Annotated in this window: 12 protein-coding genes; 4 read left to right on the top strand and 8 right to left on the bottom strand. The window is 61.9% G+C overall.

The window, feature by feature from the left end; translation table 11 throughout:
- Nucleotides 1–152: 152 nt before the first annotated feature.
- Nucleotides 153–2111: an AAA family ATPase gene (locus AC3B6C_RS17175; RefSeq protein ID WP_488373579.1), complete on the top strand. Its 1959-nt coding sequence runs from the start codon at nt 153–155 to the stop codon at nt 2109–2111.
- Nucleotides 2098–3858, top strand: a complete 1761-nt coding sequence (locus AC3B6C_RS17180) for a UvrD-helicase domain-containing protein (RefSeq protein ID WP_488373580.1) — start codon at nt 2098–2100, stop codon at nt 3856–3858. The genes AC3B6C_RS17175 and AC3B6C_RS17180 overlap by 14 nt, the downstream gene beginning before the upstream one ends.
- Nucleotides 3859–4107: 249 nt before the next feature.
- On the opposite strand, the gene AC3B6C_RS17185 is transcribed toward AC3B6C_RS17180, so the two are convergent.
- From AC3B6C_RS17185 to AC3B6C_RS17210, 6 genes are all read right to left on the bottom strand, one after another.
- Nucleotides 4108–4323 (bottom strand): recombinase family protein, encoded by a 216-nt coding sequence (locus AC3B6C_RS17185; protein WP_488376291.1) that lies wholly within the window; start codon nt 4321–4323, stop codon nt 4108–4110.
- A gap of 32 nt (nt 4324–4355) precedes the next feature.
- Nucleotides 4356–4634 (bottom strand): helix-turn-helix domain-containing protein, encoded by a 279-nt coding sequence (locus AC3B6C_RS17190; RefSeq protein WP_488373582.1) that lies wholly within the window; start codon nt 4632–4634, stop codon nt 4356–4358.
- Between the two features lie 291 nt (nt 4635–4925).
- Nucleotides 4926–5366 carry a DUF6924 domain-containing protein gene (locus AC3B6C_RS17195; RefSeq protein ID WP_488373584.1) on the bottom strand — a complete coding sequence of 147 codons (441 nt, stop codon included), beginning with the start codon at nt 5364–5366 and terminating at the stop codon, nt 4926–4928.
- Between the two features lie 71 nt (nt 5367–5437).
- Nucleotides 5438–5716: a hypothetical protein gene (locus tag AC3B6C_RS17200; RefSeq protein WP_488373585.1), complete on the bottom strand. Its 279-nt coding sequence runs from the start codon at nt 5714–5716 to the stop codon at nt 5438–5440.
- A gap of 310 nt (nt 5717–6026) precedes the next feature.
- Nucleotides 6027–6386: a histone-like nucleoid-structuring protein Lsr2 gene (locus AC3B6C_RS17205; RefSeq protein ID WP_488376292.1), complete on the bottom strand. Its 360-nt coding sequence runs from the start codon at nt 6384–6386 to the stop codon at nt 6027–6029.
- Nucleotides 6387–6498: 112 nt separating this feature from the next.
- Nucleotides 6499–8106 (bottom strand): hypothetical protein, encoded by a 1608-nt coding sequence (locus AC3B6C_RS17210; protein ID WP_488373586.1) that lies wholly within the window; start codon nt 8104–8106, stop codon nt 6499–6501.
- 208 nt (nt 8107–8314) lie between these two features.
- Here AC3B6C_RS17210 and AC3B6C_RS17215 point away from each other — a divergent pair, with 208 nt between their 5' ends.
- Both AC3B6C_RS17215 and AC3B6C_RS17220 read left to right on the top strand, forming a co-directional pair.
- The gene (locus tag AC3B6C_RS17215; protein ID WP_488373587.1) at nt 8315–9124 is read left to right on the top strand and encodes an HNH endonuclease family protein; all 810 of its coding nucleotides are present in this window, start codon (nt 8315–8317) and stop codon (nt 9122–9124) included.
- Nucleotides 9125–9170: 46 nt separating this feature from the next.
- Nucleotides 9171–10724 (top strand): DUF7782 domain-containing protein, encoded by a 1554-nt coding sequence (locus AC3B6C_RS17220; protein ID WP_488373589.1) that lies wholly within the window; start codon nt 9171–9173, stop codon nt 10722–10724.
- Between the two features lie 19 nt (nt 10725–10743).
- Here the strand turns inward: AC3B6C_RS17220 and AC3B6C_RS17225 are convergent, their stop codons facing one another.
- Both AC3B6C_RS17225 and opgC read right to left on the bottom strand, forming a co-directional pair.
- On the bottom strand, nt 10744–11904 hold the full coding sequence (locus tag AC3B6C_RS17225; protein ID WP_488373590.1) for a trans-sulfuration enzyme family protein: 1161 nt from the start codon (nt 11902–11904) through the stop codon (nt 10744–10746).
- A gap of 8 nt (nt 11905–11912) precedes the next feature.
- Nucleotides 11913–13169 carry an OpgC domain-containing protein gene (opgC, locus tag AC3B6C_RS17230; protein ID WP_488373592.1) on the bottom strand — a complete coding sequence of 419 codons (1257 nt, stop codon included), beginning with the start codon at nt 13167–13169 and terminating at the stop codon, nt 11913–11915.
- Nucleotides 13170–13192 lie beyond the last annotated feature (23 nt).

The raw sequence follows: 13192 nt of genomic DNA on the forward strand, positions 1-13192 counted from the left end.
TCGCACCATTCGGCAGGAGTAGTCTGTGTGGAAACTAGCGGACACGTCGTAACGACGGGAATCTTGGAGTGATGGATATTGTGCATCTCATTGCCAATACGGCAATGGGCGTGTTTGAATAAATAGATAAATTGAATTGCGGAGAAAGCGCTATGTGGTTAACGACTTTGTCACTTAAAAATTTCAGATCGTGCGAGGATGTAGTCGTCGAGCTATCAAAGGACATCACCGTCCTTGTTGGCGAAAATGCATCTGGAAAGAGTGCCATTATTGATGGCATCCGGGCAGTAACGACTTCAGCTCTGGAGCGTGGTGGGTTATCCTATTCTGCCGACACCGACGCAACGCGAGGGACTGGTGCTGACTCCACAGTTGAGGTGACAGCACGCTACACGGATCTCTCGGATGCGCAAAAAGCAGTGTTCATGACTGAGCTGGTCGACGAACACGAAGATCTAATCTACAAAAATTCGTTGAGTCGCGATCCAGATACGCCCTACTGGAACATAAGCCACTTTACCGTGGGTGAACAGGGTATCGAAGACCCCGAACCGATTAATCGTCGACGAATTGCACACGTATACTTACCTCCCTTAAGGGATGCAGTTCGGGAACTTGATTCGGGCGGCGGCGAGCGGTTAGCAGAAGTCCTTAAAGTCCTGACAACTTCGAAGGATGACCCGGAACGCATAGATTTTCTTGCCGATGCGAATAGTAAATTATCTGAGATTTCCACACTTGACCTGCCGGGCAGGGCACGTGATGAGATCCAGAAGCATCTTACCGGCATGACACCGCCGACACGAAAGCACAGCTTAAGACTTGGTGGTCGTGAGCAGGAGTTGAGACGTCTCGCAGGTCTAATGAGGATGCAGCTTGCCGATGCAAATGTCGATCCAATGCGGATTGCAGCGTCGGGATTAGGTTACGCAAGCCTGTTGTACATAGCAACGATTGTCGTGCAATTAGCGAACGCGAAAGATTACGACCTGACCTTATTACTTGTTGAGGAGCCAGAGGCCCATTTGCATCCCCAGTTACAGGCAGTTCTACTCGACTACCTTCGGAAACAAGCGCAGCATAGCCGTGCCGCTGTTGAGGCGCAGGGTTCGCTGGAACCTGCAGGGCAAGTCCAGATACTGGTCACGACGCACTCACCCAATCTTGCAAGTTCGGTGTCAATAAAAGAGGTCGTGGTTGTTGCGCGGACATTGACGACGTCGACTGGTGAAGAGATGGCGGCCGAGGAGGTTGTCGTTAATCAGGAGCAGGATGTTGAATTGTCTGATGACGAAGTGGCGGATGCCTGGGAGACGAAGGCGACAGCACTGAAATCGCTCGGACTCTCGGATCGGTCGGTCAGGAAGATCGATCGCTACTTGACCGTGACGCGATCATCACTGCTTTTTGCTCGTCACGTCATTCTGATCGAGGGTATGGCCGAGGCGTTGCTCATACCAATCCTGGCTAAGAACTTTATCTATAAGGACAACGAGATCGTTAATCGACATCTGGCGAGCTGCTCTTTTGTTGCCATCGATGGGGTCGACTTCGAACCATATTTGTCCCTCCTTTTAGAGGGTAAGCATCCTCGCGTCGAAAAAGTCGTTGTCATTACCGATCGCGATGTCGACAAAAACGGGAAAGAAGTTGGTGAGGCTAGAAAAGTAGCATACGAAAATACTTTCAAGACTGCGGTGGATAACCGGACGCTGGCGGTCTATGTAGGCAAGCAAACCTTCGAAGCAGACATCTTTGGTGAAGTGAGCAACGAGTCAATTTTGAAAGATGCTCACCACGTCATGCACCCGAAATCCGACAAGAAATGGGATGACTTTATAGATAGTGTCGGATGCGGCCCGGAGGACCGTGCAAAGAAATTTAGCGACGCATTAAAAGCCAAAACTGGCGGTCTAGATATAGGTAAAGGAGACTTCTCGCAGCTGATAGCCGAAGCTGTTGAGGATGACGATGTGGACACGACATCGTTCGTCGTGCCGGGTTATATTGAAGAAGCGATCACATGGATATGTGCAGACGTCATTCCTGATGATCAGGAAAAGGAAAAGCCAGAAGAGCAGGAAGATGACTTGACTGATGAAGCTGAGTGATGAGCAGATTTGTACACTCAAATATGACGTCGAAATTGTCTCGGCTTGTCCCGGTGCCGGTAAAACACGAGCAATAGTCGCTCGATTCTCGCAGACGGCAGATGCCGCGAATAAGGGCGTGGCGCTGCTATCTTTTACAAATGCGGCAGTTGATGAAATCGTAACTCGTATTGGCTCTATTGGTAAGTTCAATCCTCCGCACTTCGTCGGTACTTTTGACCGATTTGTGCACCAGTTCATCGTGACTCCCTTTGTATTGCGAACAGCACACATCAAACCACGATACGTAGACAGCTGGATGGAGCTGGCAGGTTCGGATTGGCTGTATTTGCGTGATCGCGGCGTACCCGGCAAAGGGATTCCACTGACTGACTTTATACCGGATGCTGATGGGGTTCTTTCATTTAGTGCATCACCTAGTGAGGACGGACGCATATATGCTCGGCAGCTCGATGCGGCGGGTATATCGCTGGATGGGATCATGGCAAGGGCAAACGACCGAATCGAGGAACTGCTCGCAAAGCATATCTATGATTGCGATCATGCGCGCATACTCGGTCTGCAGATCCTGGAGGGAACCGTACCTGACGTGGCTCCTCAAAGAATATCTCTCCGGTTTTCGGAGATTATTGTTGATGAGTTTCAGGACTGCTCCGACATCGAGTATCGAATTCGCGAGCAGCTGAAGGTGCTTGGGGTGAAGGTTGTTGTTGTAGCGGATGCAGACCAAGGTATCTATGAGTTCCGTAATGCGAAGCCTCAGATGTTCTCGGCCTTAGTTGCAAATTCGCCGCGCGAAGCGGTTCTTGAGTTGAATGACAACTACCGCTCGTCCAAAGCCATCTGTGCCCTTGTTACGAGCCTGCGATCCTTATCGTCGGAGGCAGTTGTGGCTGCCCGTACTCCCGATCCGGGATCTACGCCGTCTAAGATTTTCGTTCTTGTCGGATCGAATTCGTACAAGGTAAGTCAGTTCAAGACAATCCTTGAGGAGTATGGGCTCCCCTCCGGCAATGCAACCGTACTAGCGCCAACTCGGAAGCAGGCTGCTCAACTAGCTGGGCATACGGCCGCGAAATTCGAGAAATGTAATGGAAGTACCGGGAAGCTGCTAAGAATTCTTGCGCACTTGCGGCACGGTGTGTCGCCACGTGATCGGTCGAGAGCTCCGATTGAGTTCACGAATCTAGTGCTCAGCTTGTTCGATTGGACGCAAGTCGGGCTCGAAATGGGAACTGTGGAAGAGAAGACTGAACATCTTGGTTTACAGCAGGCTGCATTGAGGCTCTCTCTGTCGAGTTTGGTTCGGGGTTCGGCAGAGTGGACTTCGAGAGACGACGCGAAGCAGGCGATTCAATTGGCGATTGGCCGCTTAACGGCGAACCTCAGCCTTGAACCTTCATCCGTAACGATGAAGTTTCAGAAGCCACGCGAGGCCGACTGGAAGAGTTGGATTGCTGTTGGATTGTCCGCCCCGGCGGAAATTGCTCACCGACATATTCATGAAGTGAAGGGCAAAGAGTTTCCTGGAGTGCTTCTTGAAGTTCCTCATGCCAAACGGAATGGGGTGGACAGTGGCCTTACTTCTTGGTTAGAGGGGGTGGACTCTGAGCCACGACGCGTTCTCTACGTCGGCGCTAGTCGGGCGCAGAGGTTGTTGGCGTTATCGGTGGCGCGGACGAGAATAGATGATCTCGAGGCAGTACTCCATCGCGATGGTGTTCCGTACGAGCTTAGGAGCGAGTAATCGCGATCCTTTTGCCGCATTTCATGTTGCTGGCTGAAGTAAGTCACTCGCAAGAGGTGGCGGTGACTGCGGAGCAGACAGGTGGCGAAATGATCAGAATCCGGTGCGACGGAACACGGGGTCTCGTTCGAGGTCTTGCGCTGACGCGCCCTCGACCCTCCCACAAGGTGAGTGTCGAGGGGTCTTCGCGCGGAACCGCCACTAATGAAAGAGTCTGGTGCACGTGCGATCGTGAGTGTCGATTCGCTGCTAAAGCCGTTTGGTCTTTGGTCGGGCTGAGATGCTGGTGCCGGAGCGACCCGGCTCGACGTATTCGTCGGCGATGCGGAGCCCATGCTGTTCGGCGGTTCGCTGACAGGCGTCTCGCTGGGTGGGGATGGATAGCCCTTCAGGGCCGAGGTCTGTGCGTAGTTGTCGGGTGGTGCTGACGCGCAGGTATGTGAGTGCGGTTGAGCTGGTTGTTATGGGGAACCTCCTTTCGAATTGGGTTCAACGTCCTACTGTGAGCCCTCGGCCTGAACCTGCACTGAACTGCGGTATCGCCTGATCGCGCTGGCCACCGACCCATGCGTCCAGCCCACCCGCGCCCCGATCTGCCGGCATGACAGCCCCTCGGCAGCCAGCCGCCCAATCTCCTGAACGTCGGCGTCGGTCATTCGCCGTTGCGAGGTGTCGATACCGACTTTGCGCAGGTTTCGCCGTACCGTCGTCTGGTCCGCGCCGACCAGACGGGCGACCTGTTCGACGTTGCGGCATTGGTACCAGAGCCCGACCATCTCCTCGACCTGTGCCGCCGTCTTCTGCGTAGCTGGTACCGGTAAAGGCCGTGAGCGAGGCGCCCGATCACCTCGAGAGGCATCGTCTAGAAGTCGTTCTAGGCGCTGAGCTGCGGAAACGTGATTCAAGTATGAGTGCAGGATCCGCACCATTGAACGGCATCGGCGGCCCTGCGGGCGCAGATAAGCGCCATCTCGGTGTCTTTGCGCTATTTGCAACTAGCGCATATCGACATCAGATAGCGCTCCCGTGTTGCCGACGTGCGCACGGTCACACGGGTCGGTAGATGTTCATTCCTCGAGATCGGGAAAACCGCGGTAGACGCCGTCTCGTGCGGCCCGCACGAACTCGCTGAAGGACATGTTGCCCAGCGACAGGTTGTTCTCGACTGACCACAGCTGATTCGGCGCTACTCGCAGCGTTGCGCCTCGATTCTCGAGTAGGTCGACGACCAGCAGCAGGTGTTCGCGGCCTCGGATAGCCTCCGTGTCTGCGACGAACAGGAAGAACGGTGGTTCTCCTCCGACGGTGGCGTTGACGAAGTCCTCTACAGAGGCGCCGTCATTGCTGGGCTCGGTCACATGTCGAATTGATGCTTGAAACTGTCCTTCCGGATGGGGATGATCCACCGGCGCACTTGCGTGAAAGATGAGCTCATTCCACTTGTCGTCGGAGGAGAAGTCAGTCCGGACGAGGATTGCCTCGTCCGTGGATGGCAGGAAGACAGCCATTAGCATTCCCTCTCGAAAAGCGCTGTCAGCGGCGCATATTGGCGCCTTCGACACGGCGGTCCGTGTGTGTGTCAGGGAGCGATGATCTCGACGGCGTCGTCATCGGCGAAGACGATGTCGTGGTCGTCGGTCGAGATGGCCCAGCGGCGCAGTCTTGCGGTGTGCTCGTCGTCGATTCGGGTTTCGACGGTGGTGTCGCCGGCCAGGTCCTTGAAGTCGTCGACGACCTCGCCCTCCCTCGTCGAACCGTCGTCGAGTGTGACCCTGACTCGTGCCGTCACTGCGACCTCGTCAGGGGCCTCGGCGCGAGCGCTGTCGTCGTTGACCGGCTCGTTCTCCGCTGTACTCATCCGATTTTCCTGTCCCCCTCGGGGTGGCCTCCGGCGATGAACTGCTCCACACGCCGGTGGCCCACCGTTCGTGGGCATCATCTTACCAAAGCAAAGCATTGACAGCGTGGATTTGGGGGGCGGACCGGATGCTGGAACATGGACGACATCTCGATTCGCCGCCCCGGCAGGCGTTCTCGGTCGCGGGATACCGAATCTTTTACGAAACAGCACGATCGGATATCAGTGACGACTGGCCGTGGTGAATGACTAATCGCCAGAGTCCGGAAATCGGACTCTGGCGATGAATCTGATAACGCCGTTGGCTGGATCAGTGCGCGGCGTTGTATGCCTCGACGACGTCGTTCGGAATGCGGCCGCGGGCCGACACCTCGTAACCGTTCTCGGCTGCCCATTCGCGAATGGAGGCATTCACCGACGGGCCACTGCCGCCGGAATTCGTCTTCGTCCGAGCTGATGGCGACCGCCGTCGGCCGCCGACCCGAGTCGAGGCCTTGAGTAATTTCGCGACGGTCACCTTTCCCTGTTCGATCTTGTCGAGATTGGCCGAGGACACGTCGAGTTCGTAGTCGACTCCGAGCCATGACCACGAAACCGTTTGCGCGTCTTGGGGATCGAGCTCGCGACCGTCAAGGTCGTCGACAAAGGTCACCGTCTGAATTTTCGACACGGTGTTCACGGTAGTCGATCAACTCGCCGGAATCATGGACGTCTGCATTCCTGGTGTCGGGACTCACGTCGAATAGCTGCGAGATGAGTCCGCCGAATGCGGATCGAATGCGTCAATTCAGGCCGGGAATGCCGAATCGGGGCGGCTCGGGGTGCGGAATAGAGCTTGTCGCGCGCGGCCGTTCTGATCTTCTCGACGCCGACGGTCGGGGGGATTCGCGATTGCGAGTTGTACCGGGACGCGGGGTGGAGTCGGTCGCCATCCGCCGATTCGCCTCGGCGCCCAAGCCGCTCCCGGAGGTGTCGTCGGCACGCAGACACATCGACCGGATCACGTGATGCGCGGTCACCAGCCCGTAGGTCATCGGCAGCCCCAGGACGGTCACGAGCAGTCGGGTCGGACGCAGCGGGCTGTCACCGAGGATCGACGGCTCGATGACGTTGCCGACCTCGCGGATCAGGTGCAGCGCGAGCTTGTAGGCGTAATGCGCCGCGGTGATCGGCTTGCTGACCGTGAGCTCGTCGAGGGAGACGGTTTCCCAGGGGTCCGCCCCATGGCCGAGGTTGTGTCCGATGCCCAGAAGTATGTCGAGCGGGGCGCCGCCGAAGACCGGAATCAGCGAGCCGAACAATGACGCGCCCAGTTCGCCGACCGATCGTTCTTCTGCCGGGTCGAGCGGGATCAGGTTGTGGTGGATGCGGATTCCGCGCATGACGCCGAGGATCCGGGTGGTCTCGGCGCGGATCCGCGGCGCATCGGCGGGGTTGTTCTCCTCTGCCTGCTCGGACACGTACCGCACCAGCCGACCGAGCGTGAGTGAGCCGATCGGCGTGCAGGTCTCGACATCGGCCAGCGCTAGGTGGTCGGCGATCTCGGCCACCATCGGCGGAATCGGGATGTCGAAGCGGACGGTGTCACTCGGACGCCCGGCCTGGGCGCGCTGCTCCTCGGTCACACGTGCGACGCACTGGTCGAGAACGGTCTTCGCGGTGGCGCGCAGGAGGGCCTTCACGGCGAATTCGGCCGAGAAGACGAAGGCGGAGATCAGCCAGTTGTAGGTGACGAACTGTGCCAGGCCGTCGGCGTCGGTGCCGGCGAACGGGCTGCCGAGGTCGGGTGCCGACCCGACGAGGAGCCGTGCGGGGATCAGGACGGTGGTGAACATGTACAGCCACACCGTTTCCACGGCCTGGATGACGGTGATGTTCCCGAGCGGGATCGCCTCGGCGTGTCTGCCGTCGCGGATCTTGAGGAGGTTAGAGACGAGAAGCTGCGAGATGGGGTCGCGGTAGTCGAGTGCGGGATCGTCGTCGTCGGCGCCGAGGGTCAGCGGATGCTCGGTCACGGCGAGGGTCGAGATGTGCAACCGGCTCATGTCACGGTGTGCCGCAATGCGGCTGGCGCGCGCCGACGCCCGCAAGGAGGGCGGCAAGACGTCGTAGACCGACTCGAAGATCGAGTCGTACACCACGGACAGGGTTGTGAAATCACCGCTTGCGCAGCGTGTTTCGGCGCCGTCGAGCGACTTCGGCGTCGGCAGCAGCGGGCGGGTCAGGCTGTCGATGCGCTCGAGCCGTTCCGGGTAGGTCTCGGTTTCCGGGTCGACCGTCGGAGTCAGCTCGTGGACCGGCGTCGCGCGCAACGGCGACACGGAGAACGGTGCCGTGCTGCCGAGGATCGCGGCCGTGCTCGTCCCGCCGGCGAGGGTGGGCAACGACATCGTCAATGTGAACACGGCAACGATCCGCAGAACCCATGGCTGTACCCGCCGTGCTGCATTGCCCCGACCTGAACTCATGCACCCACTACCCGAATAGTCGTCTGGTACCCCGGCGACAGCGACGCCCGTGCGCCACCGCGGCGTCGTGCGCGACCAGTGCAGTCCGCGAAGGGGAAGTTAGTCGAACGAATCTTAAGGTGCGCGGCGGATGTCCGCGCACCGGGTGACCGGCGGCACTGTCGGTGCGTCGTGCAACGATTCCGAGGTGAGACGTCGAGCGGCATGGTTGTCGGTGGTGATCGCCGCAGTGTCGGTCGCCGTGGGGGCGAGCGCTCTGTTCGTGACCGGGACGGGTATCGACACCGCGCCCGGATCGGGACCACCCACACCGACTTCTCCCGCCATTGGTTCGTCTGCGTCACCGTCACCGCAACCCCAGACCTCGGCTCCCGCCGCCGATCGTGCGCTGACCGACCTCGCCTCGCTTGACGTGAAGGGTCGCGCGCCCAAGACCGGTTATGCGCGGACTCGGTTCGGCAGGGCCTGGGACGACGCGGTCGACGTGCAATTCGGCCGCAACGGCTGCCGGACCCGGGAGGACATCCTGCGGCGAGACCTCACCGGGATCACGTTCCACGCCGACGGTTGTCGAGTCCTCGCCGGCACGCTGGCCGACCCGTACACCGGTACGACGATCCCGTTCACGCGGGGACAGGAGACGTCGGCGCTCGTGCAGGTCGACCACGTCGTCGCACTGTCGGACGCCTGGCAGAAAGGTGCTGCCTCATGGGCTGCGGGCAAGCGCATCGCGTTCGCGAACGATCCGAGAAATCTGCAGGCCGTCTCCGGGACTGTGAACCAGCAGAAGAGCGACGGCGACGCCGCCACCTGGCTCCCGCCGAACAAGGCGTACCGATGTACCTACGTCGGCCGGCAGATCGAGGTCAAGAAGTCCTACGGACTGTGGGTGACCCCAGCCGAACGCGACGCCATGCGACGGGTCCTCGCCTCGTGCTGAACCCGTCCGGCCACGGGCGGCCGCCTCGTCGGTAGCCTTGGCGACCGTGACCGCGGATCAGGGACGACCCCAGCCACTCGCCGACGACGCGACCGGTCATCCGCTGACCGTCGACACCGTGGTCGCGGCGCTCGGTGCCGACCTGCGGTCGGCGGGATACACGAACGACGGCGTCACCGACCTGCTCGGCACCGACGCCCACGAGGCACTCGTCCGGGGCGTCTGGTGGCCGGCCCTCGCCGCCACGCGCGAGGTCACCGGCGAGCACGCTCGGCTCGCCACTCTCATCCGTCTGTTCCTGCTGGGTTCGGACGAACCCGACGACGCGGTCGCCGCAGCTTTTCCGACGTCCGGGACGGACGTGCTGGTCGCCCAGGGCGTGCTGGCACGGGTCGACGGTTCGCGGCTCCGCGCCCGCCTGGACATCCGCCCGCACGCCGACGACACCCGCGACTACCTCGTCGTCGCCGATCAGGACGCCGCGATGAGGCCCGGACCCGTTGCTCGCGACCATGTCCTGGGCATCGGCGGCGCGTCGATCTCGCTGGCCCGCGCCGTCATCCGCGAACCCGTCCGCCGCGCGCTCGACATCGGTACCGGATGCGGCATCCAGGCACTGCATCTCGACGCCCACTGTGAGCAGATCGTGGCCACCGACACCAACGAGCGGGCGCTGGCGCTGGCCGCCGCGACCGCCCGCCTCAACGGGATGTCGTGGGATCTGCGCGCGGGGAGCATGTTCGAACCCGTCGCCGGGGAACGATTCGACCTCATCGTGTCCAATCCGCCGTTCGTCGTCGGCGCGGGTGGACAGGACTACATCTACCGCGACTCCGGCGTCGTCGGGGACGGACTGTGCGAGCAACTCGTCCGCGACCTGCCCGCGCATCTGAATCCCGGTGGTACCGCCCAGATCCTTGCCAACTGGGTGATCCGCGACGGCGAACCGTGGCAGGAGAGGGTCGGTTCGTGGCTCGCCGGCACCGGACTCGATGCGTGGGTCGTGCAGCGGGAGGTCGCCGACCCGATCAGCTACGTCTCCCTGTGGCTGTCCGATGCCGGTGAGGACGAATCGACCGCCGCGCGACGAGGATCGGAGTGGCTCGAGTGGTTCGACGCCCACGGCATCGTCGCCATCGGGATGGGGTCGATCACCGCCCGGGCCCCGCTGGAGGGAGAAGACCGCGACCCCGACGTCGTGATCGAGGAGATCACCGGCGCAGGCGAAGAGCTGACCGGATACGAGGCGCAGGCGTTCCTGGCGCGACGTCGCTACCTGCGTGAGACCTCCGACGACCAACTGCTCGCGCGGCGTCTGTCGGTGGCGCCGGTCATGCTCGAGGAACACTCGCTGCCGGGTGACGAGGGCTGGCAACAGGTATCGGCGGCTGTCCGTCGGCCCGGCGGGCCCGGCGCCGTGATGGGCGTCGACGAGATCTCGCGCGCGCTGCTCGCCGGCTGTCGGGGACAGGTTCCGCTGGGCGTCCTGCTCGAACTCCTCGCCGACTTCCACGGCGTCGACGCCGATGCTCTCGCCGAGGCCGCGCTGCCCGTGGTCCGCGAAGCGATCGGCCGGGGGATTCTCTACGAGGCGACCTGAGAGTGGTTGCGGCGGAGGCTCAACGAACCGGGAAGGTCGCGTCCAGTGCCGCGGCGAGGTCGGCGACGAGATCGTCGGCATCCTCGAGTCCCACCGAGAACCGCAAGTGTCCCCACTCGCGGAACGGTTGGGGGTAGGCGGCGACCCGCGGCCCGTCGGCACCGACATGCACGATGAGCGACTCGTCGTGACCCAGTGACACCGCCGAGGTGATCGTCGTCAGCGCCGAGACGAAGCGGTTCTGGGTGGCCGGATCGCCGCGGACCGCGAACGCCATCATGCCCCCGAAGCCGCGACCGCCGAATTGTCGTGCCGCGAGGTCGTGTTCGGGGTGCGACGCCAGTCCCGGGTAGCGCACATAGGCGACACGCGGGTCCTCGTCGAGGAAGGCGGCGACCCGCTCGGCGTTGCGTTGGTGCTGAGCGAACCGCAGCGGCAGGGTGATCGCGCCGCGGGCGATCAACCACGCATTGAAGGGCGAGATCACGCCGCCGACGTCGACCATCGCCTGCTCCCGGATCTGTGAGATCAGTTCCGGCCGGCCGAGCACGGCACCACCCATCGCGTCGCCGTGGCCGTTGATGTACTTGGTCAGCGAGTGCACGACCAGGTCGGCGCCGTCGGTGAGCGGGCGGTACAGCACGGGTGGGGTGAAGGTCGAATCGACGAGCAGCAGCGCGCCGGCGTCGGAGGCGATCTGCGCGAGAGCGCCGATGTCGGCGACCTTGGTCGTCGGGTTGGCGATCGTCTCGGCGATCAGCATGCGGGTTCCGGGGCGCAGGGCGGCGCGGGTCGCGTCGAGATCCCCGACATCGACGAAGGTGGCCTCGATCCCGTACTTCCGCGGCAGCAGATCCGACCACAGTTTCCAGGTGGCCTCGTACGTCGTGTCGGATACGACGACGTGGTCACCCGCGGACAGGAAGGTGAAGAACACGGCGTGGAGGGCGGCCACCCCCGAGGCGAGGACGACGGCGTCGTCGGCTTCTTCGAGTGCGGCCAGCTTGTCCTGCAACGCAACCTGGTTGGCGCCGGTGTTGCGCGTGTAGAACAGCTGCTCGGTGCCCGACCAGCTCATCGTCTCGGGTTCGGGCGGCAGGTGATACGAGTTCGCCATCGTGATGGGAGTCCGCACCGATGGGCCCGACGAGTCGTTCCCGGCATGCACACTGCGTGTCATCTCACCCGTCACGGATGAACTCCCATCGGTTCCTCGGTACGTGCCCCGGTTCGACTCGGTCCGGTCCGGTCCGCCTCCGATTGGTCGTCGACGAGCGGTCCGGCTCCCCGGCCGGCGTCCGACGTCTCCGGGGTGGGTACGCCGGGCCCGGGTCCCGGGGTGATCTCGGGTCGGTGCGGACGCATGAGGCGAACCGCCCGTACCGGGAGCTTGTGCAGTTTGTCGACGTGGGCGAAGTAGCGGAACTCGGCCCAGCCCCAGCAGGTGGCGAACACCAGCAGAGCGACGGCGTCCATCGTGACCGTGTCCCACGGGCGGTGCGCGATGTGGATGGGGACCACGACGAGAGCGATCGCCTGGATGACATAGGAGTCGAGGCTGCGGGTCCCGGTCATGACGAGTGGACGCAGCCAGTCGTGATGCCACCACTTGAGTAGTAGCCGTAAGAGCCCGTAGACGGCCGGGATCGCGAGATACGCGCCGATCGCCCGCGCCGGACGGAAGTCGAGTTTGTCGGCGACGTACGGCTCGAGGTGCGCCCAGGGGCCGTAGTCGATGCCGAAGTGGAAGAACAACGCCACCGCGAGGGCGACGGCGACGATCGCGACGAGCCACCGGTCGACGAACTCCGGCACTCGCCAGCGCGACCAGTTCCAGCCGATGACCAGGGCGGGGACGAACATGATCTGCCAGCCGGCGACGTTCTGGATGTGCGGGGCGGCCTGATAGGCGCTCAGGTAGAACCACCCGGGGGAGTAGATCAGCGAGAACACGTAGAGACCCAGAGAGGCGCCGAGAACCCAGACCCACCAGCCCCGGCGCAACAGCGGAAAGAGTCCGAACGCGGAGATCAGCAGAACCATGTAGAGCAGCAGGATGTTGCCGCCGCTCGGCAGGTACTGCATCGTCAGCGCGAGCCAGATGCCGTCGCCCCAGCCGTCGACCGGCAGCAGGAGCGTCAGCCAGCGGTGGCCGGCCAGGGCGGCTGCGACCGCGACGAGCGCGATGGCCAGCTGGCACACATAGAGCACGATGATCCGCTTGGCCAGTCGCTTGTAGGCGAAGGCGAGGCCGTGACGCGTGACCCACCGTTGGTAGACGAGGCCGAGGACGATTCCCGACAGCATCACGAACGCGGACATACCGTCGACGTAGGGATAGGCGTGAGTCGGAGTGGCCAGCGTCGATTCATGCGCGAAATGCGCAGTGATCATGCTCCAGATCGCCACCCCACGGGTGGCGTCGATGGCCAGGTCTCGTTTCATTGACTTGCACGATAGACAGCACC

This window comes from Gordonia sp. 11cp (genome assembly GCF_057767225.1).